32 protein-coding genes and 3 tRNA genes are annotated in these 25,626 nt (G+C 56.1%); 12 read left to right on the top strand and 23 right to left on the bottom strand.

Annotated features, from left to right (window positions below; all coding sequences use genetic code 11):
* Positions 1-10: 10 nt before the first annotated feature.
* The 4 genes from ACLL9E_RS12560 (at position 11) to ACLL9E_RS12545 (ending at position 1,873) form a co-directional block, all read left to right on the top strand.
* The gene (locus tag ACLL9E_RS12560; protein WP_411292131.1) at positions 11-586 is read left to right on the top strand and encodes a Maf family protein; all 576 of its coding nucleotides are present in this window, start codon (positions 11-13) and stop codon (positions 584-586) included.
* Between the two features lies 1 nt (position 587).
* Positions 588-1,568, top strand: coding sequence for a ribonuclease E/G (locus ACLL9E_RS12555; protein ID WP_411292130.1), 981 nt, complete (start codon positions 588-590; stop codon positions 1,566-1,568).
* The gene (locus tag ACLL9E_RS12550) at positions 1,540-1,731 is read left to right on the top strand and encodes a DNA gyrase inhibitor YacG (protein WP_411292073.1); all 192 of its coding nucleotides are present in this window, start codon (positions 1,540-1,542) and stop codon (positions 1,729-1,731) included. Before ACLL9E_RS12555 ends, ACLL9E_RS12550 begins: the two co-directional genes overlap by 29 nt.
* Positions 1,732-1,798: 67 nt before the next feature.
* Positions 1,799-1,873 (top strand) — tRNA-Phe (locus ACLL9E_RS12545).
* A 139-nt stretch (positions 1,874-2,012) separates the two neighbouring features.
* On the opposite strand, the gene ACLL9E_RS12540 is transcribed toward ACLL9E_RS12545, so the two are convergent.
* Entirely contained in the window at positions 2,013-4,526 is a 2,514-nt protein-coding gene (locus ACLL9E_RS12540; protein WP_411292072.1) for a TonB-dependent receptor, read from the bottom strand.
* Positions 4,527-4,763: 237 nt separating this feature from the next.
* On the opposite strand from ACLL9E_RS12540, the gene ACLL9E_RS12535 reads away from it, so the two are divergent.
* A complete protein-coding gene (locus ACLL9E_RS12535) occupies positions 4,764-4,904 on the top strand; it encodes a DUF2256 domain-containing protein (RefSeq protein ID WP_411292071.1) in 141 nt (46 codons plus the stop codon).
* Between the two features lie 111 nt (positions 4,905-5,015).
* On the opposite strand, the gene ACLL9E_RS12530 is transcribed toward ACLL9E_RS12535, so the two are convergent.
* The 5 genes from ACLL9E_RS12530 to ACLL9E_RS12510 form a co-directional block, all read right to left on the bottom strand.
* Positions 5,016-5,483, bottom strand: coding sequence for a hypothetical protein (locus ACLL9E_RS12530; protein ID WP_411292070.1), 468 nt, complete (start codon positions 5,481-5,483; stop codon positions 5,016-5,018).
* Between the two features lie 58 nt (positions 5,484-5,541).
* Positions 5,542-5,617: transfer RNA gene (locus ACLL9E_RS12525), tRNA-Thr, on the bottom strand.
* Between the two features lie 20 nt (positions 5,618-5,637).
* Positions 5,638-6,486, bottom strand: a complete 849-nt coding sequence (locus ACLL9E_RS12520) for a hypothetical protein (RefSeq protein WP_411292069.1) — start codon at positions 6,484-6,486, stop codon at positions 5,638-5,640.
* Positions 6,487-6,535: 49 nt separating this feature from the next.
* A complete protein-coding gene (locus tag ACLL9E_RS12515) occupies positions 6,536-7,861 on the bottom strand; it encodes a replication-associated recombination protein A (protein WP_411292068.1) in 1,326 nt (441 codons plus the stop codon).
* Between the two features lie 90 nt (positions 7,862-7,951).
* A complete protein-coding gene (locus ACLL9E_RS12510) occupies positions 7,952-9,118 on the bottom strand; it encodes a glycosyltransferase family 4 protein (protein WP_411292067.1) in 1,167 nt (388 codons plus the stop codon).
* Between the two features lie 71 nt (positions 9,119-9,189).
* Here ACLL9E_RS12510 and ACLL9E_RS12505 point away from each other — a divergent pair, with 71 nt between their 5' ends.
* Positions 9,190-9,858 carry an MOSC domain-containing protein gene (locus tag ACLL9E_RS12505; RefSeq protein WP_411292066.1) on the top strand — a complete coding sequence of 223 codons (669 nt, stop codon included), beginning with the start codon at positions 9,190-9,192 and terminating at the stop codon, positions 9,856-9,858.
* Between the two features lie 207 nt (positions 9,859-10,065).
* Here ACLL9E_RS12505 and ACLL9E_RS12500 read toward each other — a convergent pair whose 3' ends face one another.
* Positions 10,066-10,878 (bottom strand): Crp/Fnr family transcriptional regulator, encoded by an 813-nt coding sequence (locus tag ACLL9E_RS12500; RefSeq protein ID WP_411292065.1) that lies wholly within the window; start codon positions 10,876-10,878, stop codon positions 10,066-10,068.
* A gap of 129 nt (positions 10,879-11,007) precedes the next feature.
* Here ACLL9E_RS12500 and ACLL9E_RS12495 point away from each other — a divergent pair, with 129 nt between their 5' ends.
* Both ACLL9E_RS12495 and ACLL9E_RS12490 read left to right on the top strand, forming a co-directional pair.
* Positions 11,008-11,190, top strand: a complete 183-nt coding sequence (locus ACLL9E_RS12495) for a hypothetical protein (protein ID WP_411292064.1) — start codon at positions 11,008-11,010, stop codon at positions 11,188-11,190.
* A 60-nt stretch (positions 11,191-11,250) separates the two neighbouring features.
* Complete coding sequence (locus tag ACLL9E_RS12490) at positions 11,251-11,931, top strand: response regulator transcription factor (RefSeq protein ID WP_411292129.1); 681 nt, start codon at positions 11,251-11,253, stop codon at positions 11,929-11,931.
* Positions 11,932-12,044: 113 nt separating this feature from the next.
* Here the strand turns inward: ACLL9E_RS12490 and ACLL9E_RS12485 are convergent, their stop codons facing one another.
* From ACLL9E_RS12485 to ACLL9E_RS12435, 11 genes are all read right to left on the bottom strand, one after another.
* Positions 12,045-12,983 carry a hemolysin family protein gene (locus ACLL9E_RS12485; protein WP_411292063.1) on the bottom strand — a complete coding sequence of 313 codons (939 nt, stop codon included), beginning with the start codon at positions 12,981-12,983 and terminating at the stop codon, positions 12,045-12,047.
* Positions 12,984-13,015: 32 nt separating this feature from the next.
* Positions 13,016-13,591 carry an rRNA maturation RNase YbeY gene (ybeY, locus tag ACLL9E_RS12480; protein WP_411292062.1) on the bottom strand — a complete coding sequence of 192 codons (576 nt, stop codon included), beginning with the start codon at positions 13,589-13,591 and terminating at the stop codon, positions 13,016-13,018.
* Positions 13,584-14,579, bottom strand: coding sequence for a PhoH family protein (locus ACLL9E_RS12475; protein ID WP_411292061.1), 996 nt, complete (start codon positions 14,577-14,579; stop codon positions 13,584-13,586). Before ACLL9E_RS12475 ends, ybeY begins: the two co-directional genes overlap by 8 nt.
* Positions 14,580-15,863: a tRNA (N6-isopentenyl adenosine(37)-C2)-methylthiotransferase MiaB gene (gene miaB / locus ACLL9E_RS12470; RefSeq protein WP_411292128.1), complete on the bottom strand. Its 1,284-nt coding sequence runs from the start codon at positions 15,861-15,863 to the stop codon at positions 14,580-14,582.
* Positions 15,864-15,923: 60 nt separating this feature from the next.
* Positions 15,924-16,724 carry a lysophospholipid acyltransferase family protein gene (locus ACLL9E_RS12465; protein WP_411292060.1) on the bottom strand — a complete coding sequence of 267 codons (801 nt, stop codon included), beginning with the start codon at positions 16,722-16,724 and terminating at the stop codon, positions 15,924-15,926.
* Positions 16,696-17,118, bottom strand: coding sequence for a Fur family transcriptional regulator (locus tag ACLL9E_RS12460; protein ID WP_125230414.1), 423 nt, complete (start codon positions 17,116-17,118; stop codon positions 16,696-16,698). Before ACLL9E_RS12460 ends, ACLL9E_RS12465 begins: the two co-directional genes overlap by 29 nt.
* A gap of 91 nt (positions 17,119-17,209) precedes the next feature.
* On the bottom strand, positions 17,210-17,644 hold the full coding sequence (locus ACLL9E_RS12455) for a MucR family transcriptional regulator (RefSeq protein WP_411292059.1): 435 nt from the start codon (positions 17,642-17,644) through the stop codon (positions 17,210-17,212).
* A gap of 99 nt (positions 17,645-17,743) precedes the next feature.
* Positions 17,744-18,199 carry a ribosomal protein S18-alanine N-acetyltransferase gene (gene rimI / locus ACLL9E_RS12450; RefSeq protein WP_411292058.1) on the bottom strand — a complete coding sequence of 152 codons (456 nt, stop codon included), beginning with the start codon at positions 18,197-18,199 and terminating at the stop codon, positions 17,744-17,746.
* Complete coding sequence (gene tsaB / locus ACLL9E_RS12445) at positions 18,199-18,804, bottom strand: tRNA (adenosine(37)-N6)-threonylcarbamoyltransferase complex dimerization subunit type 1 TsaB (protein WP_411292057.1); 606 nt, start codon at positions 18,802-18,804, stop codon at positions 18,199-18,201. Before tsaB ends, rimI begins: the two co-directional genes overlap by 1 nt.
* 23 nt (positions 18,805-18,827) lie before the next feature.
* On the bottom strand, positions 18,828-19,418 hold the full coding sequence (locus tag ACLL9E_RS12440) for a malonic semialdehyde reductase (RefSeq protein ID WP_411292056.1): 591 nt from the start codon (positions 19,416-19,418) through the stop codon (positions 18,828-18,830).
* Positions 19,419-19,445: 27 nt separating this feature from the next.
* Positions 19,446-20,021 carry a NifU family protein gene (locus tag ACLL9E_RS12435; RefSeq protein WP_411292055.1) on the bottom strand — a complete coding sequence of 192 codons (576 nt, stop codon included), beginning with the start codon at positions 20,019-20,021 and terminating at the stop codon, positions 19,446-19,448.
* A gap of 99 nt (positions 20,022-20,120) precedes the next feature.
* Between ACLL9E_RS12435 and ACLL9E_RS12430 the strand changes: the two genes are divergently transcribed.
* The gene (locus ACLL9E_RS12430; protein WP_411292054.1) at positions 20,121-20,942 is read left to right on the top strand and encodes an SDR family NAD(P)-dependent oxidoreductase; all 822 of its coding nucleotides are present in this window, start codon (positions 20,121-20,123) and stop codon (positions 20,940-20,942) included.
* 21 nt (positions 20,943-20,963) lie between these two features.
* Here the strand turns inward: ACLL9E_RS12430 and ACLL9E_RS12425 are convergent, their stop codons facing one another.
* Positions 20,964-21,611 (bottom strand): heme exporter protein CcmB, encoded by a 648-nt coding sequence (locus ACLL9E_RS12425; RefSeq protein WP_411292053.1) that lies wholly within the window; start codon positions 21,609-21,611, stop codon positions 20,964-20,966.
* Entirely contained in the window at positions 21,608-22,219 is a 612-nt protein-coding gene (gene ccmA / locus ACLL9E_RS12420; protein WP_411292052.1) for a heme ABC exporter ATP-binding protein CcmA, read from the bottom strand. The genes ACLL9E_RS12425 and ccmA overlap by 4 nt, the downstream gene beginning before the upstream one ends.
* Positions 22,220-22,268: 49 nt before the next feature.
* Between ccmA and ACLL9E_RS12415 the strand changes: the two genes are divergently transcribed.
* Positions 22,269-22,562 carry a 4a-hydroxytetrahydrobiopterin dehydratase gene (locus ACLL9E_RS12415; RefSeq protein ID WP_411292051.1) on the top strand — a complete coding sequence of 98 codons (294 nt, stop codon included), beginning with the start codon at positions 22,269-22,271 and terminating at the stop codon, positions 22,560-22,562.
* 1 nt (position 22,563) lies between these two features.
* On the opposite strand, the gene ACLL9E_RS12410 is transcribed toward ACLL9E_RS12415, so the two are convergent.
* Positions 22,564-23,370, bottom strand: coding sequence for an SDR family oxidoreductase (locus ACLL9E_RS12410; protein WP_411292050.1), 807 nt, complete (start codon positions 23,368-23,370; stop codon positions 22,564-22,566).
* Between the two features lie 118 nt (positions 23,371-23,488).
* Between ACLL9E_RS12410 and ACLL9E_RS12405 the strand changes: the two genes are divergently transcribed.
* On the top strand, positions 23,489-23,998 hold the full coding sequence (locus ACLL9E_RS12405) for a hypothetical protein (RefSeq protein ID WP_411292049.1): 510 nt from the start codon (positions 23,489-23,491) through the stop codon (positions 23,996-23,998).
* Here the strand turns inward: ACLL9E_RS12405 and ACLL9E_RS12400 are convergent.
* Together ACLL9E_RS12400 and rlmB are read right to left on the bottom strand one after the other, a co-directional pair.
* On the bottom strand, positions 23,995-24,618 hold the full coding sequence (locus ACLL9E_RS12400) for a DNA-3-methyladenine glycosylase family protein (RefSeq protein WP_411292048.1): 624 nt from the start codon (positions 24,616-24,618) through the stop codon (positions 23,995-23,997). The two genes, ACLL9E_RS12405 and ACLL9E_RS12400, sit on opposite strands and share 4 nt — an antisense overlap.
* Before the next feature lie 9 nt (positions 24,619-24,627).
* Complete coding sequence (gene rlmB, locus ACLL9E_RS12395) at positions 24,628-25,389, bottom strand: 23S rRNA (guanosine(2251)-2'-O)-methyltransferase RlmB (RefSeq protein WP_411292047.1); 762 nt, start codon at positions 25,387-25,389, stop codon at positions 24,628-24,630.
* Between the two features lie 144 nt (positions 25,390-25,533).
* Between rlmB and ACLL9E_RS12390 the strand changes: the two genes are divergently transcribed.
* Positions 25,534-25,619, top strand: a tRNA-Tyr gene (locus ACLL9E_RS12390).
* Positions 25,620-25,626 lie beyond the last annotated feature (7 nt).

Here is a 25,626-nt window from a genome sequence, read left to right as displayed (position 1 = left end):
GGCCTTGGGTCTGAACCCCACACTTGTTTTGGCATCGTCAAGCCCGCGTCGGCGTGACCTGCTTGCGCGTCTGAGCATTGTGCCTGCGCGCATTGCCGCGCCCGATATTGACGAAACTCCGCGCAAAGGCGAGGTGCCGCGCGTTTATGCGCTGCGCATGGCCGAGGAGAAGGCTCAGGCCGTTTCGCGCGCCGCACATGAAATCATCATTGCAGGCGACACCACCGTAGCAGTTGGCCGCCGGATATTGCCGCAAGCCGCCGACGCCGACATGCAGCGCGGCTTTCTGACATTATTGAGCGGCCGTCGCCACCATGTGCTGAGCGCCGTTGCTGTCATCGATGCCGATGGCCGGTTGCGCAGCCGGATTTGCGACAGCATCGTCCGTTTCAAGCGGCTGTCCGTACAGGAAATCGACAGCTATATTGAAAGCAAAGAGGGGCTTGGCAAAGCTGGCGGTTACGCCATCCAGGGCAGGGCAGAAGCGTTGATCGACTGGATGGCAGGCAGCCACTCGGGCGTGGTTGGTCTGCCCTTATATGAAACCCGGGCGCTGCTTCGGGCTTCGGGCTTTCCGCTTGATTGAGATGTGGCGCGATGAAGCGCCGGGCGAACGACGTGCCGCTTTGGTCGAAGGCGGGCACCTACTCGAAATTCACATCCAACGGGACGTGCAATGGGTGTTAGGCGAATGCGGGAATGGCCGGATTGACCGGAAAACGCCATCGGGGGCGTACATCATAGCGGACAGTGGAAGCGAACTTTTGCTGCGCAGCAAAATCAGCGATCCGGAAGGTTCGCGCGTTGCTTTTGAGGTAATGCGAGAGGCGATATCGGAGCCGGGCCGGACCAAACCGCCGGAGATTATGCTGCGCAATAATTTGCCGGACCCGCTGCCGCAAAAGGACGCGCTTTGGAACAATCGACTTTCTTTGCCGGGGCATAAATCTTTGGCCGCGTCGATTGCTTCAGGTTTTGATGTGGCCCTTGCTGGCCAGTCAATCGTCGGTGATGTCACGGTCAGCTTTCAACGCACCAAGGCAGGGCTTGTTTTCGACGTGGATGGCATTGGCAATGCTTTCGCGATTAACAGCGTGGCCGCGACCGAAATTGCCCGTCTGTTGCGACTCTTCCAGATCGGCGCAATGGTGATGGTCGATTTTGTATCGATGGAAGCAAAGACGCAGCGGACACAGATTGCAGAAATTTTTGATGCCGCTTCTACGTTGGATCAGCGTCCCTTTGAACGGACTGCGATCAACGGTTACGGCATGATGCAGGTCGTGCGGGCAAGGCCAAGACCATCTATCCTTGACCATCTGTTTGGTACGCGCATTGCGGCGCTTTCCGACGAGACGCAGGCATATTGGCTTTTGCGTGCGGTTGCACAGTCCTCAGGCTTTGGACCGCGAACGGTGACAGCACGACCCGTTGTTGCACACCTGTTGCAATCCGGGCAATGGGCGCAGTGGCGCGCCGAAGCCATCCGCCTGTCCGGCGCTGACATGGTCGTGGTTGCAGACGAAAAAACCTCAGGCTATGGGCAGGTGCATGTCGCGCAAAGCTAATCAATGTCCGTTCTGCGGAAAGCCACAAGCAGCTGAATCGAAGCCATTTTGTAGTCAGGGTTGCAAAGATCGTGACTTATTGAAATGGCTTGATGAAGGTTACCGCGTGCCGGGGCCGTATGCGGACTATGAAGATAGCATTGGTCCGGACGATGGATACTGATTTTGCGCTTGCCAAGGGGCGCATCGCCTCTCTATAGGCTGCGCTCCCACGCGGTTTTCGCCGCGTAGCCCGAGTAGCTCAGGGGTAGAGCAGCGGATTGAAAATCCGCGTGTCGGTGGTTCAAATCCGCCCTCGGGCACCATTTTTCCAGTTTAGTTCAAATGTGGTGTCGCGTGTTGCGGCGGCTGAGCATGGCGTTCGCCTCGATTGGGATCTCGCGCATGAAAAAGCCGGAGCAGCATGGCTGCCCCGGCTCTCTCCCCCCAAAGGACGTTGGTCCGTTAGAACTTGAACTTGGCTGATGCACCGTAGAAGCGTGGTGGTGACGGGTAGCCGGAAAGGCTTCCCGACTGCGCAACCGACGGGAAAATGACCGGGTTATATTTTGGCTCGGTCAGGTTGCGACCCCAAATGCTGAGCTCAAGGCCATTATCAAAGGCAAAAGCGATTGACGCGTTAAGCGACTCAATCGCAGCTTTGTTCGGCAGGCCTTGTGCAATCTGGTAGGCGCTGTTCAACTGGTAATCGGAGTGCAGGATAAGTGCGTTACCATTGCCAACGTCGATATTATACGTTCCGCCAACCGATACGCTATGCTTGGAAATCCCGCTTGGCGTGAAACCAGTCAGGTTTGTGGGCGAGATGTTGTTACTTGCATTGAACGACGACCCGCCAGTGAACTTATCATATTTGGGGTCCAGATATGTGTACGACGCAGTGAAGTTCAGGCCACTGGCAGGTGAAATTGTTGCATCAATTTCCATACCCTTGGTTGACTGCTTCTCTGCATTGCCAAGGACAAACCCGGTGCCCGAGAACACGTTGCTCTGGAATCCTTTCAAAACCTGTTTGAAAATCGCCAAGTTGAAGCCGAAGCCATCAAATTGTCCCTTCAGCCCCATTTCGTATACCACTGCATCCTCTGGTCCAGCATAACGCGTGCCGGTCGTGAGGTTATTTAACGCGAGGCCAGCGCCGCGAATAGGCGAAGGCGCCGGAGCAGGAGACTGAGCAGATGATCCTGGAATGAAATCCGTGGGGAACGGACGGCTATCTGTTGAAAGGTTGAACGATGTCGCTTTGAAGCCAGTCGCGTAGGTCAGATATCCGCTAATCCGCTCGTCAAATTTGTAACTGGCGCGAAGCGTGTAGGACCAATCACTGTCACTGGTCTTTCCGCTTTCAACCGCGTTCGGATAATTCAGGAACGGCGGCAGGAATTGCAACGGACGAAGCCCCAGGAACGGGTTAAAGGTCGGGTTTGCAGCGACGACAGCCGGAACGCCAGCATTAACGCCCGTTCTTACCAAATCGATTCCAGAAAACACGTCAGTCGATCTGTTGTTGGAAGCGACAGTTTTCTTGTCCTTGGTATAGTTGAACCCGCCGGTCAGGGTAAGACCATCAATCACCTCAAAATCAACTTGCCCAAAAACCGAATAAGCGGTGTCCTTATAATCGAAATTCTCGGTACGACCCTGTCCTTGTGCACCGAACTGTGTGGTCGGCGTTGCTGCGGGTAGACCGTTGAGCAAACGGATGAGTGCCTCGTTGCCGCCATATGCACCGCCACTGAGCAAGTTTGCATAGTTCCGGAAATCACGACCGAATGTCAGGCCTGACGAAATGTCGATATCTTCCTTGAAGTAGAAACCGCCGAGCAAGAAATTCAACGGGCCATCAAAACTGGATGCGATCCGCAATTCCTGCGTATAGGTATCGATCGTGGTATCGGCAAAGTTGGAACCGATCAGATCGGCGCTTGTAAAGTCGGAGTCCTGATTGGTGAATGAGCGGACCGCCCGATAAGCGGAGATGCTCGTCAGGGAAAGTTGATCCGTCAAATCCCAGTCAACCTGGCCCGAAAAGCCGTAATTCTTGATATCGTTGATCGATTCAAAGTTCTGGAAAGTGTTGTACGAAAATGGCTTGTTGCGATCAATGTTGCCACCCAACGCACCAACGGCAGCGCCGGTTGGGCCATTAAAGACATTGGCGACGCCGCAGCATACTTCGTCAATTTTGTCATAGTCGGCGATCAGGCGGAGCTTGATGGTATCGCTCGGCTCCCACAAAATCTGTCCGCGTACGCCCCAACGGTCGCGGTCATTGGATTTCGTCCCAAGGTTGACGACGTTGATATATCCGTCGCGCTTGTTGAAATTACCTTCAACGGAGACAGCGAGTGTGTCCCCGATCGGGCCGGTGACGTTTCCGCGCACAACCATCGCGTCGTAATTGCCGTATGAAACTTCAACCCCGCCGCCGAACTCGAACTGCGGTTCTTTCGTGACGATGCTGATGATGCCTGCGGATGCGTTTTTGCCGAACAATGTCGATTGCGGGCCGCGCAGCACTTCAACGCGCTGAATATTGGCCAAGTCGCCGATTTGGGCTGCTGACCGCGAACGATATACACCGTCGATGAACACGCCAACTGACGGTTCGATGCCTGCGTTGTTGGCACCGTTACCGAAACCGCGAATGATGAAATTGGTATTGGCCGAGCTTTGAAGTTGCCCGACTTTGAGCGACGGTACGAGCGTCTGCAGATCAATCAAGTCACGAACTTGCGAACGTTCAATCGTCTCGCCGGAAGTTACCGAAACCGAAATCGGGATTTCCTGCAACGTTTGCTCGCGCTTAGTTGCGGTTACGATGATGACGTTCGAATCTTCCTCTTCGCTAGCTTGTGGTGTGGTGTCTTGCGCAAAGGCAGCCGAGCCGATGCTCAGCGAAGCGATGCTGATCGTCGACAGCATGGCCGCCTTCAGCATATGATTTCCCAATTTCATATTCACTCTCCTGTTGGTCTTTCGATCCCGTCTTTTGCGGGTTTTTCTTGGGGATGTTACATCGTATTTGCCCCCAGCATCCCACTGAGCCGCCGTAAGGCATGTCAGGGTGATAACGTCACAAATGCTGCGCAGCAATTACTTAGTTTCATTCATAAAAATATAGTGTCAACTGCGATAAAAATGTAACGAACGTTTGCAGCTCCTCCCGCCTCGTCTCCAATGATGGATTACAACATGCCCAAAATGGTCAAGAAATCAGACCTGCCATCAAAGATTTGCGTGGCTTGCAACAAGCCCTTTGCATGGCGCAAGAAATGGGCAAAGGATTGGGACAATGTCCGCTTCTGTTCGGACAGATGCCGCCGGGCGCGATAGACGGCATGGACGTTGGCATCTGCAATGCTGCGGAGTGCCGTGTGCGGCGAATTTACCGTTGGCCGCTGCTAATCGGCGCTTCGTCCTGACGCTTTGATGTAGAGCGTTCGCCTACCCCTTACCCGCAATGTCGGGCAGGGATATTGCAGCCTCCGGCTTGTTCTGGCTTGTCATTATGGCGAAAAAGGCAAGGGCAAATATCAGCAGTATGAGCGATACCATAATCACAAATCCGTTCTGAAGCCCGTATTTCGGCGGCGGATTTGTTGGATCTGTTCGAAAGTCGTACCAGCAATAGCAACATACTTTGGCTTTGACATGGACCATTTCCGCGCAATGCGGGCATTTTCTAGTATCGCTCAAAATCGCCTCCCCCGAAATGACTGCAATTTTTTGGGCGACCTTGTTGATTCCGTATACCGTTAACCATCTTTGCAAACAACAGAATTTACACAATGCCGCCCGTTTCAGACGCTCGCGGCGCGCAGACCATTGCCCAAAACGGGCTGTCTCGCGGAGTAGCGCCGTTGATTGGCATGTTTTGGGATGCGTTAACACTATGGCGGCACCGATTAACAAGGGCGTCTGCACTGGGACGACCATTATGATGCGTTAATTTCGCAAACTGAAATTGAAATGGTGCCGGCTACAAGGTTCGAACTCGTGACCCCCTGATTACAAATCAGGTGCTCTACCAACTGAGCTAAGCCGGCACTCGGCGCGTCCCATAGCGTCAAATTACCCCAAAGGTCCAGCCCTCAGTTGCGGCAATTTCGCTATTTAGTGATTTTGGTGCCCAATTTTCCGGATTATCGGCCACGGAGCGCAGCCAAGCTGCGGTTATCAGGGCGTCGGTCGCGTGGTCGGTGTAGCGTTCGAGTGGCTGATGGCGCTGTGACCCAAGCGCCTGCAACGCCATATCAAGGCCGCTGCTGTCGCGAATTTTGCTGCGGCCCTTGGCAACGCCGGCGGCGCGTGCGGCGATGGTGGTATAAATCTCGACCACCACGGGGCCGCGATTGGGGAGGGCATCGAACGGCCAGATGGCGACATGTTCGCGCACATGGTTGAGAAAGCGCATGCCAGCGAAACTTGCCTTGGCGACTTGCGATGCTCCGATGGCGTCGTAAACGGTAGATGTTTTCCCGCTGCTGTTCTTGTTGAGGATTTCGCACTGACGCCAAAACAGGAAATCAGCCTTCGTGCCGTCGGCCGCGCCGAAATAGAAATGGCGGCGATGGTGTTGTTCAAGGAAGGAGGCCGCACCAAGGTCCGGGTCGTTGCAGACGGCGTCGACATAGGCCCAAAACGCCTTTGCAGTGGAAGGGAGGTCGTCGCCGGGTAGATAGCTGCCGCGTTCGACCAGAGGCGGCGCGAAGCTGAAGTCGAAGCCAATGAGCAGGTCGTCGTTCTGCGCCAAAAGCCAGTCGGCGACGCCCTGGCGCGACCACATGCCGTTTGGCGGAATGACCAGTCTTGGCGCGTCGTCGCCCGCATCGCAAACGGCCAGCGCAATGCCGGGATGGCGGCTTCCTTTTGCACCCGACCAGTCGGCGCAGGCAAAGCGCGTAAACGGGCGCATCAACGTGATCCGATGGTTTTAAATCGCGTAGCGATCAAACAGATTTTGCTCACGTGGCGTCTGGCTCCGCGTTGCGGGCGCGCAGCCGATCCCAATATTGCATACGCTCGATTATCTTGCGTTCAAAGCCGCGCTCGACCGGCGCATATAATTGCGTCGGTGTAACCGCGTCGGGCCAGTAATTTGCGCCGGAAAAACCCTCTGCGCTGTCATGATCATAGGCATAGCCCGCGCCATAGCCGATATCCTTCATGAGCTTTGTGGGGGCATTGAGGATGTGCGCGGGCGGCATCAACGACCCTGTATCACGCGCTATTTTCCACGCGGATTTTTGCGCCTTATAGGCTGCATTCGATTTGGGTGCAGTTGCAAGGTAGAGGCATGCCTGAACTATAGCGACCTCGCCTTCAGGGCTGCCGAGAAATTCATAAGCGTCCTTTGCCGCAAGGCATTGCACCAGCGCCTGCGGGTCAGCAAGGCCGATATCTTCGCTGGCAAAACGGACCAGTCGGCGTAGCACGTATAATGGCTCTTCGCCCGCCACCAACATGCGCGCCATCCAGTATAAGGCGGCTTGTGGATCGGAGCCGCGCAGGCTTTTGTGCAAGGCGGAAATCAGGTTGTAATGGCCCTCGCGATCCTTGTCATAGACCGGCATCCGCCGCTGCAGCAAAGCCGCCATGGCAGGAGGATCGAGCGGATTTTCGATCTGGATCGCGAACAAGGTCTCTGCCTGATTGAGCAGGAAACGGCCATCGCCATCTGCGCTTGAAATCAAGGCCGAGTGGGCATCGTCCGTTAGGGGCAGGGGACGACCCAAGACAGCTTCGGCGCGGGTCAGGAGCATTGACAGAGCAGCATCGTCCAGGCGCTTGAGCACCATGACCTGCGTGCGCGAAAGCAAGGCCGCGTTTAACTCGAACGACGGATTTTCGGTGGTCGCGCCGACCAGGGTCACTACGCCGCTTTCAACAAAGGGCAAAAAGCCGTCCTGCTGCGCGCGGTTGAAGCGGTGGATTTCGTCCACGAACAACAAGGTTTGCTTGCCGGTCCGGGCAATGGTTTCGGCTTCGGCAAATGCCTTTTTGAGGTCGGCGACGCCAGAAAATACGGCCGAAATCGCCTTATAATGCATGTCGACAGCGTCGGCGAGCAGGCGTGCTATGCTGGTCTTCCCTGTGCCCGGCGGCCCCCACAGGATCATGGAGGACAATTTGCCGGCCTTCACCATCCGGCCGATCGCTCCGTCCGGCCCGGTCAGATGCTCCTGACCAATGACCTCATCCAGTTTTGCAGGTCGAAGCGTATCGGCAAGTGGTGCGTTCTCGGGCGCACGCGTAGGCGGAGCCGGGCTATCGCCAAACAGATCGCTCATGTGCCATCCCCAAATTGCGTGTCACCGGGTAACGGGCGGTGTTGCCAACGGGTTCCCGGCTGCGCCAACCCGTTGGGGCAGTGGGCGCGCTTAACGTGCGGCAATAGCACGCGCTGCACGTTGGCGAATGAGGCGGATATAGGTGTCGGCCACAGTTTGATTAATCGCGTCCCAACTGAAATCGAGCGACCTTTGTTCGCCTGCTGCGCCATGCCGAGCGCGCAAATCGGGGTCCGTGCAATAGAGTTGAAGCACATCGGCGAATTTCTGGATCGCACCCGGCGTCACGAGGCGGCCGGACACATTGTCTTGAACAAGGCTCTGGCTGCCCGTTGCCTTGGCCGCGACCACGGGGAGCCCGCAGGCCATCGCCTCCAGCGTGACATTGCCAAATGTTTCGGTGACGCTCGGGTTAAACAACAAGTCCATGCCGGCCACCGCGCGGCCGAGGTCCTGTCCGCCCTGAAATCCGACAAAGCGGGCGTGCGGCAGACGGCTTTCGAACCAGCCACGCGCCGGGCCTTCGCCGATGACCATCACCTGATGCGGGACATTGCGACGCCGCAGCTGGTCAATGGTATCGGAGAAAACGTCGAGCCCCTTTTCCATCACCAAACGGCCGAGAAAGCCGATGACGGTGGGCTCGTCGTCTATACCCTGCGCCCGGCGCCATTCGAGATCGCGCCGCCCGGAATTAAAGATGTCGCGGTCCACCCCGCGTGACCAGATGTCGATATCATAGTTCATCCGCTGTTCGCGCAAGACCTGCGCAAAGCTTTCGGACGGGGCGACCAACGCGTCGCATTTGCGGTACAAACGCCGCAACCAAGCCTCCACCAACGGTTCGGCAAAGGACATGTTGTAATAACGAAAATAGGTCTCGAAGCGCGTATGCACCGACGACAGGACGGGCAGGTTGCGGCGCCGCGCCCACTTCACCGCCTGCCGCGCCACGCGGTCAGGGCTTGATATATGGACGACATTGGGGGCGAAGGCATCCAGATCGCGCTTTATCCTGCCCGATAGTGAAAGCGGCAGGCGATATTCGGGACGAAAGGGTATCGCGACGGACGGAACGCTCACGACTTCGCCCGTTGCAACAAAAGCAGGCTCATCAACCGTGGGCGAGTAAATGCGCACCGATGCGCCTTGGCTGAGCAGATAGCCCACCAGCCTGTTCAGGGCCTGATTTGCGCCATCACGGACATAATTATAATTGCCGCTGAAAAGCGCAATGCGAAGGTCGCTGGTCTGCATCGCTGGGCTTTTATCGGCGGTCGCGCAAAATGCCAATGGGAATGGTGCATTTGGTGGGATAAGACGCGTTCATGATCCTGACCCAAATCGACAAGTTGCTGATCGGGCGACCAAAGCCGTTTCGCGCCGACGGCACGATGAGCGCGATGGCGCGCGACGCGGTCGACCGCCCCGTTTTCTTGGGGAAGCTTGGCTTTGCTGGCGATCAGGTCGCTGATCCGGCGGTACATGGCGGCGTCGACAAAGCCGTGCATTTCTATCCGGCTGAACATTATCCCAAGTGGATTGCGCATTTTGCCGCAGAGGGTTTTGCCCACCCGCTGCTGGACCGGGCTGGCGCCTTTGGCGAGAATATCAGCGCGTCGGGCCTGACCGAAGAGAAATTGCGCATCGGGGACCGGTTCCGCATTGGGCGTGCGTTGGTTGAAGTGGCGCAGGGGCGTCAGCCATGCTGGAAGCTTGACCATCACTTTTCGGTGCATGGCCTGTCCGGCATGGTGATCAAGACAGGCCGCTGCGGCGGCTATTTCCGAGTGATCGAAGAGGGCGAGGTTGCGCCGGGTGACCGGATAGAACAGGTCGAGCAGGCTGGTCATGACTGGACGATCGCGCGCGTGTTCCGGCTGCTGATTGGCGGCGGGCATCGCGTGGAAGGGGCAGGCGAGCAATTGCGCGCGCTTGCTACACTTGAAACGCTGGCTGAGACATGGCGGAGCAGGGCGGTGAAACTGGCAAATTAGGGGCCTCTGCCGGGCTAAAGTCACACTAAGGTCTCACCTAAACGGCCGAGGAAACATAACAAGGCTGATTGCATGCCCCTGCAGCCATTGGGCGGTCACCGATTGTGCCGCACGGTGCTGACATGTCAAATCCTACATTGCAAGTGTAGGGTATATTTTTATTGCAAAACATACACTTGAATAACGAAAGAGACGAGGTGCTTAAGACTAACTAGCATTTCTTTGCGGAGCTCTCATACCGTTCCTGCCATCGTCAGATTTACGGACATTGTCTGCCAAGTTGTCGACGTCACTGTCGGAGTGTTTTTCGTCAATAAACATCGGGGCAAGTTGGCATCGGAGATATTGAACCGAAGCGCGACACTCACAAGCGCCTCTTTCCAAACCCTTTCGGTCGAGGATTTTTACAGATCCGCGGGAATATTTGATGAGGCCGTCCTTTTGGGCAGCGAGGGCAATCCGGGTAATTGCCGGGCGCGAAACGCCGAGCATTACGGCCAGGAATTCCTGCTTAAGCGGCATGTCGTCAAGCCCGCCCGACAGGTCCTGACATTCTAACAGCCAACGGTTGAAGCGTTCCTTGACGGCGTGCAGCCCGTGGCAAGCGATCGCCTGGCGACTTTCGGCCTGAAGCAGCTCGGTTTGCATGTAGACGGATTTGCGCAATGCCGCGCTGTTATCGAACGCCTTGCGGTAGGCGGTCGCGCGTAGACGGTAGGCTTTACCCGGAATTTGAACGATGACTCGCGTGTACATCGTGCCGCTGCCAAGCGCCTCAATAAAACCTACTCCGCCCTCGCGCCCCACGATGGATGTTTCGAGCGCTGCGCCGGATTCCAGGACCGTTATGAGAGACAAAAGTCCAACCTCGGGCAAATAAACCCAGTTAATCGAATCCTCCATCTCGTAAAGCGTCTCGTCCAATCGCAAATCGACAAGTTCCAGATGGCTTTGGAGCTGAGTAAGGTCGGGCTTGGAGAGCGATCTCAACAGCATATTTGCGGGGGCGAATTTATCCATGAAAGACGTGTACGCCTTATTCGCAGGAATAGCGTCATTTTATCGAAGCCAATTTCACGCAAAAAACTAACACCCGCTTATGTGCTCGAGGCGACAGACCGCCCCGATTTAAATCCGTAGCAGGCGGCAATGATGCAGGCGGCGGAATACAGATTAAAGGCTGAAGCGGCGTTTGCAGTCGCAAACGAAACGGATGTCGACGCCTTTAAGCGCGATTATCAAGAACACGCCGAACTGTGGTTGCAACTCGCCGAATTGGCCGAGTGGCAGGAATCGATGCGGCTGAAAGGCCATCTGCCCGACCAATTCTGAACCTGACTGAGCTTTCGCTCTTATTTCAAGGACCATTTATGACAATATTGATCAGTGCAAATGGGTAGCTTCCCTATAGGGCAGGGGTTTAACCGTTCCGCTCAATCGTGCCAAACCCAGACGGTCTATGTCATTGATGATGACGTTGCCGTCAGGCGTTCGTTGCAATTTTTATTGTCGACTGCGGGTTTTACCAGCTGGCCGTTTTCCTGTGCCTTCGATTTTCTGGATAATTTGCCGAACCTTCGGCCCGCTCCAATTTTGCTGGACATCAACATGCCTGAAATTGGTGGCATGGATTTGCTGTCAGAACTCACCAATCGTGAGATCACATGGCCAGTCATCGCCATGACAGGGAACGCCGATATTCCTGTCGCGGTACAAGCGATAAAGAATGGAGCCGTCGATCTGCTCGAAAAGCCTCTCGACTTCGATGTGTTGGAAGCGGCACTTGGGGATGCGGTTGAACGGCTTTCCAATATAAAGGATTCCGAAGAAACCAGATGCAACGCCAGGCGTCTGTTTGATTGCCTCAGTTCTCGAGAGACCGAGATATTGGCGGTATTGATCGATGGACTTCCCAATAAAGTTGCTGCGCATCACCTGTCGCTTAGCGTTCGTACGGTCGAAATGCACCGTGCTAACGCACTACAGAAATTAAAGGTGAAGAGCATAGCTGCTGTTCTCCACCTTGAAAAAGATGCAGAATGCACACTTAAAAATTTGGTGGACGCTATTTGAACAACTCAAACAGACGCTGAAACAAGTTGAGCGCAGCACGCCTCACGTTCCAGTGTGACGAAACTTGGCGCTGGAGTTAGATGACGGGGGTACGCGGCTGCGCAGCACGGCGTTTACTCGCCTGTTTCATCCGTGTCATGAACAGGCGCGAACAGGCGGATGCGGGTGACGCGTTTTTCGTCGGCTTCCAATATCTCGAGTTTCCAGCCGCTCGCGTCGTGGACGAGCATCTGCCCGATTTCGGGTACCTGTCCCGCAATCACGAACGCAAGCCCGCCAAGCGTATCGACGTCTTCGTCGACCTCCGCCAGCTTTGCGTCAATGGCATCGGCAAGATCGTCCAGTTCGGCGCGCGCGTCGGCCTCCCACATATCAGGAGCCATTTGCATGAACAGCAACTCAGGTTCGTCGTCATGCTCGTCTTCGATTTCGCCGACGATTTCTTCAACGAGATCTTCAATTGTGACCAAGCCTTCGGTCCCCGAATATTCGTCAAGCACGATGGCAAGATGGGTGCGGGTACGGCGCATTTCGTCGAGCAGTGCAAGCACGCTCATATTCTGCGGCACGAAGCGTGGCTGGCGGATGAAGGATTCCAGGCTCTCGGGCCGTTCGTCACCTGAGGCGAGGACGGCGAACACATCCTTGATGTGGATCATGCCAATGATGCTGTCGAGGGTATCACGGTACACCGGCAAGCGGCTATGGCCATGCTCAACAAAGGCCGCGATACAGTCAGTAAAGCCAGCGCTTTCTTCAATCGCAATGATGTCACTGCGCGGCACCATAACGTCATCGACGCGGTGCTCGCTGAAATGCAGCAGGTTGCGCAGCATTGTGCGTTCAACGGCAGTCAAATCGCCGTCATTATCCGATTGTCCGCTGTCGTCGCTGTCTTCCTCGTGCTCGGCAATCGCTTCTTCAAGCTGCTCGCGCAAGGTCGGCTCGTGGTCGCGGCCAAAGAACATCGTCTTTAGCCGCTGCCATATTCGTCCGTCATTGTCGTCGTCGGTTACGGTTCTTGAACCGTTAAAACTGTCACCCTCAGGCATGATGGAAGCGTACTGGCCTCTTATTGGTCGATTTAAACGTCATATGGATTGTGAAGCCCCATCGATGCAAGCGCTTTTACCTCAAGTGCCTCCATCAATTCAGCCTCATCCTCGTCGATATGGTCATGCCCAAGCAAATGCAGCATGCCGTGGATGACGAGATGCGTTGCGTGGTGCGCGACCGGGATATTCTTTTGCTCGGCTTCCGCCGTGCATACGCCGTGAGCAAGAACAATATCGCCCAGCAATAGTTCCATCTCGTTCCCGTCACCCTGAACTTGGCTCAGGGTCCCGATTTTCTCGGCGCCGGATGAGGAATAAGACCCTGAAACAAGTTCAGGGTGACGGAAGCTCTCCAGTTCGTCCTCGTCCAGCATCGGGAAGCTTAGGACGTTAGTCGGCTTATCCTTGTCGCGCCATTCGCGGTTCAGAGCATGGACTTCTGCGTCGTCGGTGAGCTTTATGCTTACTTCAACGGGTGCAGGGTAATCCTTCAGTCCCGGCACGTCGGCAACGCGCATTGCTGCGTCGACTGCCTTTTCAACTTCCAATTGCCCGAAACCGCTGTCGCTCCACTCCAGTCCGATGTCGAGTTCGACATCAAGCATTTGGGCCCTCATAGGCATCGACAATGCGTCCGACGAGCGGATGGCGCACGACGTCGCTGCTGTTGAAGCGAATGGTTTGAATACCGTCCACGCCCTCAAGGCGTTGAACAGCGTCATTCAGCCCGGACATGCGCTCGCCACCGGGAATATCGACCTGATGCGGGTCCCCGCAGACGACCATGCGGCTATTCATGCCGAAACGGGTAAGGAACATCTTCATCTGCGCTGCTGTCGTATTTTGCGCTTCATCCAGAATGATAAACGCATCTGCAAGCGTGCGGCCACGCATGAAGGCGATGGGTGCGATCTCGATTTCGCCCGATGCCATGCGCCGTTCCACCTGTTCGGCGGGCAGGCAGTCGTACAAGGCATCGTAAATCGGGCGCAGATAGGGGTCGACCTTCTCCTTCATATCTCCGGGCAAAAAACCGAGCCGTTCGCCAGCCTCGACAGCGGGGCGCGAGAGGATCAGGCGCTGGACCGCGCCGGTAATCAACATCGCAACCGCCTGTGCGACCGCCAGATAGGTCTTGCCCGTACCAGCTGGCCCAAGCGCGAAGATGATGTCGTCGCGGGCAAGAGCCTCCATATAGGGGATTTGTGTGGCAGAGCGGGGCACTAGCGTTTTCTTGCGCGTGCGGATCATGATGCCCGGCGCATCGGTCGCATCTTTGCGCACAATGCCTTCCAAGGTAGGTTCGGCGGTCATCGCGATGATGGATTGCACCGCTTCGCTGTCCATTTCCTGTCCGCGTGAAATGCGCGAATAAATGTCGTTGAGCACGTCGCGCGTTCGGCCAATTGCGCCGGCTTCGCCCTCAATCTGGACACGGTTACCGCGCGCGGAGATATAGACACCGAGGCGGTTTTCTATCGTCACCAGATTGCGGTCAAATTCGCCAAAAACCGCGTTGATCAGGTGCGGTTTGTCGAAGCTCATTTCCAACCGGGACAAGTCACCGGCTTGCGCTTGCGCTTTTTTTGCCATTCAGGCAGCTGCTCTCATCGTTGGTTCACCCTTCAGGCTAAGTGGTCCAGAATCAGTAATCTGCACAGTGATGATATCGCCGATAGAAAGGTCCGGCGCAAGGACATGCACCGATTGCAGCCACGGCGATTTTCCAATCAGCTGGCCTGCGAATTTTCCCGGCCGTTCCAGCAGGACATCTGTAGTCCGCCCCACAGTTTTGTTATTGAATGCTGTCTGGTCCGCGACAATCTGCGCCTGAAGCCGCTGCAGCCGTTCATCCATGACGTGCATCGGAATTTGGTCGGCCATATCCGCGGCAGGTGTGCCGGGGCGCGGGCTATATTTGAACGAATATGCCTGCGCGTGGCCGACTTCGCGCACAAGACGTAACGTGTCTTCGAAATCGGCATCGGTTTCGCCGGGAAAGCCAACGATGAAGTCGCCGGAAAATGCGATGTCAGGGCGAACCGCGCGGACGCGGTCGAGAATGCGCAAATAGCTGTCGCGGCTGTGGCTGCGGTTCATGGCCTTCAATATCCGGTCCGAACCAGACTGCACGGGCAGATGGAGGAACGGCATTAGCTTTTCAACATCGCCATGCGCGGCAACCAGCCCTTCGGTCATATCGTTCGGATGGCTTGTCATATAGCGGATCCGGCGAAGTCCGGGGATCCTGTCGAGCGCACGGATCAGGCCATCAAGCCCTTGCATCTGACCCTTGTCGTCTTCGCCGTCCCACGCGTTGACATTCTGCCCAAGCAAGGTGATTTCCTTGGCGCCTGCGTCGACGATGGCTTTTGCCTCATCCAGCAGGTCGTTCCAGCCACGCGAGATTTCCGCGCCGCGTGTATAGGGTACCACGCAATAGGTGCAGAATTTGTCGCAACCTTCCTGAACTGTCAGAAACGCTGACGGGGCCTGTTTGCGGCGCGCAGGCAACTTGCCGAACTTGTCGAGGCCGGGCAGGTCAAGGTCAACCACGCGCTCGCCGCGTCCGACGGCCGCCACCATCTCGGGCAGGTTGTGATAGGCCTGCGGGCCAACGACAATGTCGACTTCGGGCGCGCGGCGGCTGATTTCGCTCCCTTCGGCTTGCGCAACGCATCCGGCCACTGCGATCACCGGGCTGCTGCCGTCCTTGCGGCGCAGGCGGCCGATTTCGGAATAAACTTTTTCCGCCGCTTTTTCGCGGATGTGGCAGGTATTCAGGACGACCAGATCGGCATTTGCCTTGTCATCTGCTGGCGTCATTCCCTGGCTTTCAAACATTTCGGCCATGCGATCGCCATCATAGACGTTCATTTGGCAGCCGTAATTTTTGATCGAATAGGTTTTGGGAGAATCCGTGCTCATAGAGCGGGTCTATACATAGCGCGCGCTATTGCCGCCACCCTCCATCGCAGCGCCAATTCGTGCACGCACTTCGGCCGAAATCGCCTTGCGGTCGGGATAATGGACAGGATCAAATGGCTCGAGAAAATGCAAGGTCGCTGTGATTGGCTTCAGATAAGATAATAGCCGCCAGAAATTTTCGGTGACCTTTTCATCGCCGACCCACGCGACACGCGGTGTGTGGCGACCATAATTGAGATAGACGGGCTGAACCAACATACCCTCAGGTGGCGGGACCAAAGCGGCAAATAAGGACGGTTTGAACGGCAAAAGGCCCGAACCATCATGCGTCGTGCCTTCCGGGAAAATCGTGACGGGCTGATCGCCGGTCATGGCGGCGCGCAAGTCATCTACTTGATCGCTGATGCTGGTGCGGCTCTCGCGATTGACGAAGATTGTGTTGTTGATCTTGCACAGCCAGCCAATCAGCGGCCAGCTTTCAATCCCATCATTGGCAACAAAGGTGCAGCCGGTTACGCCAGCCATCACCGGAATATCAATCCAACTGTGGTGATTGGCTGCGTAGAATACGTTGGCGCGGACTCGCTTGCCCGTCGTTGCGGTCGCGATCCCACTGGTCCAGCTTACCGAAAGCAGAAACAGGCGCGGCCATGGCGAGGGTCGCCGGAACAGACGCCAGACATTGTGCAGGACGATCCCAACGATCAGACTGCTCGCAACAACCAGCAACCTCGCCAGGAAAACGAATTGCCCGGCGACAAAAGCCGCAGGGTTGCGCCGCTCAATCCTTGCGGTCGATGGCGACGCCATAAAGTTCCATACGGTGGTCGACCAGGCGATAACCAAGCCGTTCGGCAATGATTTTCTGCAAAGCCTCAAGCTCGGGATCAACAAATTCCACAACTTTGCCCGTTTCAACATCAATCAGATGGTCGTGATGCGCCTCGGGCGAAGCTTCATAACGCGCGCGTCCGTCGCCAAAGTCATGCCGGTCCAAAATGCCGGCCTCTTCAAACAGGCGAACGGTGCGATAAACTGTGGCGATCGAAATCTTCGGGTCAATCGCTGACGAGCGGCGATAAAGTTCCTCGACATCGGGGTGATCGGTAGCATCTGAGATTACGCGGGCAATGACCCGGCGCTGGTCGGTAATGCGCAGGCCCCGTTCGTTGCAAAGCGCTTCGATGTCTATTTTACTATCCATTGCCGACGACATTTAGAGCAGCCCCGTGATTCGTCAAAGAAAAAGGCCGGAGAGCTCCCCGGCCTATGTTTCCAGTGCCCTGCAGCAGCTTCTATTTCACTTTTTTCTTGCGACCTGACCCCGGCGCACGGCCAAGGCCAATCGCTTTGGCCAGTTCACGGCGCTGTTCTGCATAAGCAGGGGCTACCATCGGATAGTCGGCTGGCAACCCCCATTTGGCGCGATAGTCATCAGGCGTCATACCATAATGGGTCATGAGGTGCCGCTTCAGCATCTTCAGTTTTTTACCGTCGTCCAAGCAAACAATATAATCTCTTTTGACCGAGTTACGAATCGGAACCGCAGGTTCAAGCACAACTTCTGCTGCAACCGTGGGTCCTGAAATACCCGATAAAGCGGCATGTACATTCGTTATCAAAGTTGAAACATCAGATACAGCCACACTGTTGTTACTGACATGTGCCGCAACAATATCGGCAGTAAGCGTAATCAACAGTTCAGCAACATCATTACTTTCTTGAGACATATGGTAAACTCCTAGACCCATTATTTTGTTATGCGACTTCAGATACATATATCGGGTGAAAGTTAAACCGTCAACAAACGTTAGCAAATGCATCCTATATTATAGAATTAGGTTCATTGTGATTGCATCCGGACTTAATCCGTCTGCGTTTTTATAGTAATTTTTGCGGCGGCCAATCGGATTAAAGCCGCATCTTATGTAAAAATCATGGGCATTATTGCCGTCGCGCACTTCAAGAAATATTTTCGTACGTCCTGCGTTTCGTGCACGACTGATCATTTCCATAATCAACCGGTTTCCTATGCTTTGCCGCTGCGCATGGCGGGCAACCCCGATCATCAGCAATTCTTCATGATCAAGAACCCAACGGGTCATCGCAAATCCACAAACTTCATCCGCATCCTTGGCGAGCAAAAGCTGGCAATCGGGCAGGACAAGTGTTGAAAGACATTGGGCGGCTGTCCATGCTTCGCCAAATCGTGGGTCGAATGCATCTTTCATGATCGACATCACGGCGGAAATATCGCTGGCATCACCCTGTGCGACGTGGATCATCAGCGGGTAGCCGCTGGCTTCGCGTCGGGCGCCCTGCCGTAAACGGGCACCGGCGGCATGAAATCCTGCTCGGGCAATTGCGGCCAATCGCGCGCGCTGGGCAATAGCTCTTTCCAAATCCGGTCACTGCGCTGCGGATCAATGTCACCGGCAACCACATCTGCGTGGGCGGTTGTAGATAGCGAGTCCGGCAAAACAGACCGCACTGGCGCGATCGATTGTCCGTCCCTGTCAAAAGCCTCAAAAAAATATTCGCCATGGCCGCCGGTCATGATGACATCGACCGCCTGGCGCTGGACCATATCCGATTGCGCGGTGGCAGCAACCAAAGCAAGACAGCCATAGCCGTGCACATTTATATGCCAAGCCAGACCAAGCGCCTTTGCCGCCGCAACGCCAACGCGGATGCCGGTAAAGCTGCCTGGCCCTACATTTACCATAATCTGGTCCGCCTTGCCCTTGTCAGGGAGCCCCGCAATAAACGGCAGCAGGCGTTCGGCGTGGCCGCGTCCAATGATTTCATGCTGTGCAGAAACGAGGCGGTCACCGTCAAATAACGCGACTGAACAAGCGCGCGTTGCAGTGTCGATGACCAATGTCCGCATACCGCCGTCCCGCCGCCTGCTGATCAGACGACCTGATTGAACCGGTCGAACGCAGGGCGCGGGCTGCGTTCAAAAATGCTTGTCTTGTCGCCAAAGCCCAGTGTGCAGATGAAATTGGACTGGACCGTCGTGCCTTCGAAGAACGCTTCATCGACTGCTGCGTTGTTGAAACCCGACATTGGGCCTGTGTCGAGGCCAAGCGCGCGCGCCGCAAGCATCAGATACGCGCCCTGCAGGCTGCTGTTGCGGAAAGCGGTTTTCTCGATCAACGCATCATTGCCGACAAACCAGCTGCGCGCGTCGGTGTGCGGAAAAAGCTCGGGCAGCAGTTCGTAAAATTCCAGATCCATCCCGATAATTGCAGTTACGGGCGCCTGAAGGATCTTTTCGCCATTGGTTGGCATCGTGCATGCGGCCAGCTTTTGCTTTGCCGCATCGCTGGTGCACCAGATGATCCGCGCTGGCAGACAGTTGGCGGACGTTGGCCCGAATTTCATCAGATCCCAAATCGCCTCAAGCTGAGCCTGGCTGACAGGTGTATCGAGATATCCATTATAGCTGCGCGCCTCGCGAAACATTTGGTCAAGCGCGGTCTCGTTCAAAGCTTCGGACATGCAAATTACTTTCTGAATGGGATGAATTTACGCTGCGCGTACTTCGGTCACTTCGGGCACATAATGCTTGAGTAATTGCTCAATCCCGTTTTTCAACGTGGCCGATGACGACGGGCACCCTGCGCAAGCGCCTTGCATTTGAAGAAACACGACGCCTTTTTGGAAGCCACGATAGATGATGTCGCCGCCATCATTGGCGACCGCAGGGCGGACGCGCGTTTCGATCAGTTCCTTAATCTGGTCGACAATGTCTGCGTCTTCGGGATCATCGAGTGGATAGTCGGCATTACCCGATGGGACCGAAAAACCCGCTACCGCGGGCTTGAACAAAGGCATGTTAGCAGTGAAATGATCGAGCAATATCCCAAGGACATCAGGCTTCAGACTTGCCCACTCGACGCCGGGAGCCGCAGTCACCGAAATAAACGAATGCCCGAAGAATACGCCCGTCACATCGCCAAGCGCAAAAAGTGCTTCGGCCAGTGGTGAGGCCTCAGCCTCCTCCGGGCTCGCAAAGTCACGCGTTCCTGTGTCCATGACGGCGCGGCCGGGCAAGAATTTTATGGTGGAAGGATTAGGGGTTAGTTCGGTTTCTATCAGCATAGTTTGCATGTGGTGCGGTGGCCGTCAAAGTGCAAGCCAGAAAGTCTTGACTCAGGACAAGCCTGCGTTGACCTAACGGGCGATAAGGAGAGCGAGATAATGAGTCAGTCATTGAAAACCGCGTGGATTACGGGCGCGTCGTCGGGCATTGGTGAGGCATTGGCCAAGGCATTTGTGGGGAGCGGCGGGCACGCGATATTGTCGGGACGTAACGTCGCCGAGTTGCAGCGCGTCGCGAACGAAACTGGCGCGCCGGATCGCTGTCTTGTATTGCCGTTCGACACGGTGGATTTTGACGGCTTAACCGGGCAAGTCGCGAAAGCCATCGCGTTTCAGGGCGGCGTTGATGTTCTGGTCAACAATGCAGGCATTTCGCAGCGTTCACCTGCGGTCGATACCGATCTATCGGTGTATCAACGCATCATCGACGTCGACTTGCTTGCGCCGATTGCGCTGACTCAGGCTCTGTTGGCGCATATGGTCGCGCGCGGCAGTGGGCAGATTGTGATGATTTCCAGCGTCGCCGGTAAAGCAGGGATTCCGATGCGTACGGCGTATTGCGCGGCCAAGCACGGACTGATTGGCTATGCTGACGCCTTGCGCAGTGAAGTTGCGGGGCAGGGGGTAAAAGTCCTTGTAGTGGCGCCTGGCTCGGTTCGCACCAATGTATCGCGCAATGCACTCAACGCCGATGGTTCAGTGCGCGGTGTCAGCGATGCCGCCATCGACAACGGCATTGACCCGGATAAAGTCGCAAGCCTGATCTGGGAAGCGGTTGCCAACGGAACCCGCGAAATTGTGATTGCCGAGGGGATGGAGGCCAATATTCCAGTCCTTCGCGCGCACGACCCCGAAAAACTGTTCGATATGGTCGAGGCGATGGTCGCCGACGGCTATGCCAAGAAAATATCGGCGCAGTAACGGCGGCGCGTTACGCGTTGTCTAGATTCTGCCGGCACGTAATGCTGCGCCTGCCGCAAAGGGGGACAGCGCGGTAATAGCCAGCGATGTCGCCGCGAGCAACTGCATGGCATTGCCCGGATCTTTGGCCAAAGTGCCAGCGCCGAAGATGAGCAATGGAATCGTGATTGGCACGAGCAACAGGCCGCCAAGTGCACTGGCGCCGCTCAGACCGGCTGTGAGTGCCGCGATCATGACCGACAATCCCGATAAGGCTGGCAACGCGAAAGCAAGGCCAAGCAGCAGCGTGCCCAATTGTGCCTCGGGCAAGCCAATGAGCGCCGATCCGACAATGGTCGCCAAAAGCAGGGGCAGGGCGAAAGCGACAATCTGTCCTGCAATCTTGGCCGTCGCCACAAGTTCGTCAGACCAGCCGCGCAGGGCAAGTTGATCCAGCACGCCGGACTGGCGATCGGGCAATATGAGGCGCTCGATCGGGAGCAGGGTCGCAAGAAGTGCAGCTATCCACAAGATGCCGCCGCCGGTGCGCGCAAGCAACGCCTTGTCGGGCCCGGTGACAAAGGGGAACAGCGTCGCCACCGCCAGATAGAAGACCACAGGAAGCCACAGCCCGCCTCCAGTCCATGCCAATCGTACCTCACGGGCAACCAGCGCCACAAACGCCTTCATGCAACCACGCCCTTGCCATCAAGCACAAGGCTGTGCGCGACGTTGATCGACGGCGGCTGATGTGCGGCGACCAGCACAATTCCGCCCGACGCGGCATGGGTGGTGATTGATTGATCGAGCCGCGCGCAGCTTGCGCTGTCGAGGCCGTTATAAGGTTCATCAAGCAGCCAGATTTCTGCCCTGGACGCAAGTACGCGCGCGATGCTTGCCCGCTTGCGTTGCCCGGTCGACAGAAATCGCACGGGAATGTCGGCAAGGCCCTGCAAGTCCATATCAGTCAGCGCTGCGCCGCGCTCATGTGCGGACGCACCGTCCATGTCGGCCCAGAATTGCAGCGCCTTTCGAACCGTCAAATTGCTGTCGAGCGCAAGATTTTCATCCGCAAGCGCAATCCGTCCTTCGGCATGGACTGTACCTGAGGAAAGCGACAACAACCCAGCAACGAGGCGAAGCAAAGTAGACTTTCCGCAGCCATTTGCCCCCCTGACCCAGATGATATCGCCCGAGTCCGCAGTGACCGATAAATCGTGCAGCACGAGCCGGTTGCCGCGAATGACCGCGACATTTTCAACGTGCAACGATGGCAAGGCTGCTTGACGGGAGGACATATCGCGACTTAGGCATGAATTCATACAATTGCAAAAGCAGGATTATCTTATGCAGGTTTCAAAACTGGATGACGCCGCGCGCGATGCCGCGATGGAACAATTGCCGCATTGGACGTACGATAATGATGCATCAGGCATTCGCCGCAATTTGCGTTTTGGCGACTTTGCCGAGGCATTCGGTTTCATGACGCGCGTTGCCATACTTGCCGAAAAAGCGGACCATCATCCCGAATGGTTCAACGTCTATAACCGGGTCGAGATTTTGCTGACAACGCACGATGCAGGCGGGTTGTCGCAGCGCGATATCGACCTGGCCTTGGCCATCGACGCTATCGCGCCTTAGCTTATACGACGTCCCCAAGGCCACCCAGTAGACCGAGTTGCTTGCGCAAACGGTTTGGAAACCAGCGGGCGGAAAAGGCAAGCTGCTTTGCCATTTTGTTGACGGGCGTGTGCACCTTGTTGCCGTGAATGGCTTCCCAGGCGGCAGGACCGATGATCGACACAGGGCTGACCTCAACGCCTGCTGACTGAAGCTTTTCCTTACCCGTCATGTTGCTGCTGGCGTCAACATTTCCTATGATTTTGGTATCGATAAAGCCGGGCATCAGGCTGCGTGATTTGATGCCATAAGGCCGCCATTCGATGTCATGTGCTTCGGCCAATGCGCGCACCGCAAATTTGGTTGCGCTGTAGACGCTCAGGCCAGCCGAGCCATAAATACCGGCGGCCGAGCTGGTGTAGAGGACGCAAGATTCGGGCGTGTTTTTCAACAGATCGAAACAGGCGCGGGTACCACTGATTACGCCAGTCAGGTTTATCGCGATCATACGGTCAATATCTTCATCGGCCATGTCCTGAATAGGACCACCCGCGCCGATACCGGCATTGTTGAACAACACCGTCATATGTCCGTTTGTATGCGTTGCAAAATCGGCGACGACAGCCTTCCATTGCGCACGGTCGGCCACATCCAGGCGGTGCCGTGACCACTGGCCCGGGGGCAGCATTGCGGCAGTTTCGTCCAGTCCCTTTTCATCGATATCCGCAAGCCCGATAAACCAGCCGACATTCGCGAAATAGCGCGCAACCTCCCGGCCAAGGCCGGACGCGGCGCCGGTGATGAAAATGCTTTTTTGTGCTGCTGCCATGATGACGTTCCCCCTCTTACTCACATGCCTGTGCGCCACATCAATTTGTCGATTACGTCAACTGATTATTGCGGCAACGGTAAAGGCTGGATAAATGTTTTGGCGTTAGGGAGTGCATATGTTTCGTTATTGGTCGCTGGTTATCGTTGCCCTGTTCAGCCTATTTCCGGCGTCTGCGCGGGCGGAAGTGGTGGCAACATTTTACAGCCATGACTTTGGCGATCATTTCCCGCACGCATTTGTAAAATTAAAGGGCACCGATGAGTCTACCGGACAGGCGGTCGATACCAACTACGGATTTACCGCGACCAGCGTTTCCCCGGCGATCTTGATGGGTTCAGTCAAAGGCATGATCGAAACCAAGGATGCCAAATATATCGCTGCCAGTAACCCGCATTTCTCTGTCAAACTATCCGAGGCTGAATATCAGCGGTTCATGGCGTTCGTGGAAAAATGGCGCAGCCTGCCCGGAAAAAGCTATAATCTAGGCAAGCGCAATTGCGTGCATTTCGCGATGGAGGCGGCTGCCCTGCTTGGCCTCAGCGTCAACCGCCAAAGCCGTCATTTTAAAAAGCCGAAGACATTTCTGCTTGAGGTTATGGGACTTAACAAGACGCTCAAACTTTAAATCGCCTGAAAGCCCTTGGCGTAGATATGCCATGTAAAAATCGCCGCTGCCCCGCGATGCGGCCGCCAGCGTTCGGCAATGAGGCGGATTTCCTTCTCAGAAGGCCGCGTTTCCATCTTCAGCAATCGGCCCACGCCCTCTTGCACCGCAAGGTCCCCTGCTGGCCAAATGTCGGTGCGGCCTTCGGCAAACAGCAGATAGATTTCGGCCGACCAGCGGCCAATGCCTTTTACTTGCGTAAGATAGGCAATCGCTTCCTCATCATCGTCGGGAAGTGCATCAAGCGGCAGGTCGCCTGACAGAACAAGCTCGGCCAGCGACCGCGCATAGCCCTGCTTCTGTCGGCTAAGGCCACAGGAACGCAACGCATCGAAGTCCTGCGCCAGCAATTGCTCCGGTGGGCACTGCGGACCCAGCAGAGCCTCCAGCTTGTTCCAGACCGATGCAGCGGAGGCAACGCTCACCTGTTGCCCCAAGATCGTACGCAGCAAGGTTGCATAGCCGGGCTGGCGCAATCGCTCATCGGGATATCCCGTCACAGCGAGCGCCGCTGCAATGCCGGGTTCAATCGCTGCGAGCGAATCGAGCGCAGCGTGAAGTTGTTGTGCCGGAATGCCCATGATCCGCCTTTATTGGCCGCGCCGAACGGTTGCGGCATATAGGGATATCGCCGCTGCATTAGATACGTTCAACGATTCCATCTGCCCGCTGATCGGCAGCTTTGCCAACTGGTCGCAATGTTCCTGAATATTGTGGCGCATACCGTCGCCCTCCGCGCCCAGAACAAGCGCGTTGCGGCCGGGCGTCAGTGCTTGTTCAAGAGTTACCTCTGCATGTCCCGACAGGCCAATGCGCCAATAGCCGGCCTCGGCGATTTCCTCGAGCGCGCGGGCAAGGTTGACGACGCGCACCCAGGGCATGACTTCAAGCCCGCCTGATGCAGCCTTTGCCAAAGCCCCGGATTCTGGCGGCGAATGCCTGTCCTGCGTAACAACGGCAACAGCCCCGAATGCTGCTGCGGTCCTGAAAATTGCGCCGACATTATGCGGATCGGTCACTTGGTCGAGAATCAGTAACGGCCGGTTGTCGTCATTCGCAACCGCAAGCGCATCGGTTAGCCAGACATCCTCGAGTGGGGCCACCTCAAGCACGAGGCCCTGATGCGGCGCGTCCTTGGGTACGAAGCGCGCAAGATCGTTCACTTCGGCATATTGTACGGTCAGGCCGTCGGGTACGACAATCTTGCCGATTTCCTCGCGCGTACCCCATAAATTGATGAGGCGGCGTTCGGGGTTATCCAGCGCCGCATAGACGGCATGCCGTCCGTAGAATTTTGGGTTACCGCTTGTGACCGCAGCGCCACGACGGCGATGGCTTTTATGGGAAGACATATCATTTACCTGTGTGTGAAAAAGAGGACGTTCTGCCATCCTTTCCCACTTGAGGCATTGACAGGCAAGGGCCCTTTCGCCATTGGGCTGCTTCTTCGACGGGACCGGCCCTTACGCTAACGCGTGATGCCCCGACGAAGATGTGGACAGGTGGCCGAGTGGTTAAAGGCAGCAGACTGTAAATCTGCCCGGTTTTCCGTACGCTGGTTCGAATCCAGCCCTGTCCACCAATTACCC

Origin of the sequence: Sphingorhabdus sp., from assembly GCF_046596595.1 — a bacterium.
In the GTDB taxonomy this organism is placed as follows: Bacteria; Pseudomonadota; Alphaproteobacteria; order Sphingomonadales; family Sphingomonadaceae; genus Sphingorhabdus_B.
The sequence above is the reverse complement of the archived record's forward strand: the minus strand, read 5'-3'. Positions and strand labels throughout refer to the sequence as shown.

Bases quoted from the DNA above. Each gene is read 5' to 3' on its own strand.
- ccmA (WP_411292052.1), bottom strand. From the start codon at position 22,219: ATGTCCTCCCGTCAAGCAGCCTTGCCATCGTTGCACGTTGAAAATGTC.
- ACLL9E_RS12455 (WP_411292059.1), bottom strand. From the start codon at position 17,644: ATGTCTCAAGAAAGTAATGATGTTGCTGAACTGTTGATTACGCTTACT.
- ACLL9E_RS12460 (WP_125230414.1), bottom strand. From the start codon at position 17,118: ATGGATAGTAAAATAGACATCGAAGCGCTTTGCAACGAACGGGGCCTG.
- ACLL9E_RS12475 (WP_411292061.1), bottom strand. From the start codon at position 14,579: ATGGCAAAAAAAGCGCAAGCGCAAGCCGGTGACTTGTCCCGGTTGGAA.
- ACLL9E_RS12410 (WP_411292050.1), bottom strand. From the start codon at position 23,370: ATGGCAGCAGCACAAAAAAGCATTTTCATCACCGGCGCCGCGTCCGGC.
- ACLL9E_RS12405 (WP_411292049.1), top strand. From the start codon at position 23,489: ATGTTTCGTTATTGGTCGCTGGTTATCGTTGCCCTGTTCAGCCTATTT.
- rlmB (WP_411292047.1), bottom strand. From the start codon at position 25,389: ATGTCTTCCCATAAAAGCCATCGCCGTCGTGGCGCTGCGGTCACAAGC.
- tsaB (WP_411292057.1), bottom strand. From the start codon at position 18,804: ATGCGGACATTGGTCATCGACACTGCAACGCGCGCTTGTTCAGTCGCG.
- ACLL9E_RS12400 (WP_411292048.1), bottom strand. From the start codon at position 24,618: ATGGGCATTCCGGCACAACAACTTCACGCTGCGCTCGATTCGCTCGCA.
- ACLL9E_RS12430 (WP_411292054.1), top strand. From the start codon at position 20,121: ATGAGTCAGTCATTGAAAACCGCGTGGATTACGGGCGCGTCGTCGGGC.
- ACLL9E_RS12415 (WP_411292051.1), top strand. From the start codon at position 22,269: ATGCAGGTTTCAAAACTGGATGACGCCGCGCGCGATGCCGCGATGGAA.
- ACLL9E_RS12485 (WP_411292063.1), bottom strand. From the start codon at position 12,983: ATGCCTGAGGGTGACAGTTTTAACGGTTCAAGAACCGTAACCGACGAC.
- ACLL9E_RS12500 (WP_411292065.1), bottom strand. From the start codon at position 10,878: ATGGATAAATTCGCCCCCGCAAATATGCTGTTGAGATCGCTCTCCAAG.
- ACLL9E_RS12440 (WP_411292056.1), bottom strand. From the start codon at position 19,418: ATGTCCGAAGCTTTGAACGAGACCGCGCTTGACCAAATGTTTCGCGAG.
- ACLL9E_RS12490 (WP_411292129.1), top strand. From the start codon at position 11,251: ATGGGTAGCTTCCCTATAGGGCAGGGGTTTAACCGTTCCGCTCAATCG.
- miaB (WP_411292128.1), bottom strand. From the start codon at position 15,863: ATGAACGTCTATGATGGCGATCGCATGGCCGAAATGTTTGAAAGCCAG.
- ACLL9E_RS12515 (WP_411292068.1), bottom strand. From the start codon at position 7,861: ATGAGCGATCTGTTTGGCGATAGCCCGGCTCCGCCTACGCGTGCGCCC.
- ybeY (WP_411292062.1), bottom strand. From the start codon at position 13,591: ATGCTTGATGTCGAACTCGACATCGGACTGGAGTGGAGCGACAGCGGT.
- ACLL9E_RS12435 (WP_411292055.1), bottom strand. From the start codon at position 20,021: ATGCTGATAGAAACCGAACTAACCCCTAATCCTTCCACCATAAAATTC.
- ACLL9E_RS12550 (WP_411292073.1), top strand. From the start codon at position 1,540: ATGGGCAGGTGCATGTCGCGCAAAGCTAATCAATGTCCGTTCTGCGGA.
- ACLL9E_RS12425 (WP_411292053.1), bottom strand. From the start codon at position 21,611: ATGAAGGCGTTTGTGGCGCTGGTTGCCCGTGAGGTACGATTGGCATGG.
- ACLL9E_RS12555 (WP_411292130.1), top strand. From the start codon at position 588: ATGTGGCGCGATGAAGCGCCGGGCGAACGACGTGCCGCTTTGGTCGAA.
- ACLL9E_RS12535 (WP_411292071.1), top strand. From the start codon at position 4,764: ATGCCCAAAATGGTCAAGAAATCAGACCTGCCATCAAAGATTTGCGTG.
- ACLL9E_RS12510 (WP_411292067.1), bottom strand. From the start codon at position 9,118: ATGCAGACCAGCGACCTTCGCATTGCGCTTTTCAGCGGCAATTATAAT.
- ACLL9E_RS12495 (WP_411292064.1), top strand. From the start codon at position 11,008: ATGATGCAGGCGGCGGAATACAGATTAAAGGCTGAAGCGGCGTTTGCA.
- ACLL9E_RS12540 (WP_411292072.1), bottom strand. From the start codon at position 4,526: ATGAAATTGGGAAATCATATGCTGAAGGCGGCCATGCTGTCGACGATC.
- ACLL9E_RS12520 (WP_411292069.1), bottom strand. From the start codon at position 6,486: ATGCGCCCGTTTACGCGCTTTGCCTGCGCCGACTGGTCGGGTGCAAAA.
- ACLL9E_RS12505 (WP_411292066.1), top strand. From the start codon at position 9,190: ATGATCCTGACCCAAATCGACAAGTTGCTGATCGGGCGACCAAAGCCG.
- ACLL9E_RS12465 (WP_411292060.1), bottom strand. From the start codon at position 16,724: ATGGCGTCGCCATCGACCGCAAGGATTGAGCGGCGCAACCCTGCGGCT.
- rimI (WP_411292058.1), bottom strand. From the start codon at position 18,199: ATGATCCACGTCGCACAGGGTGATGCCAGCGATATTTCCGCCGTGATG.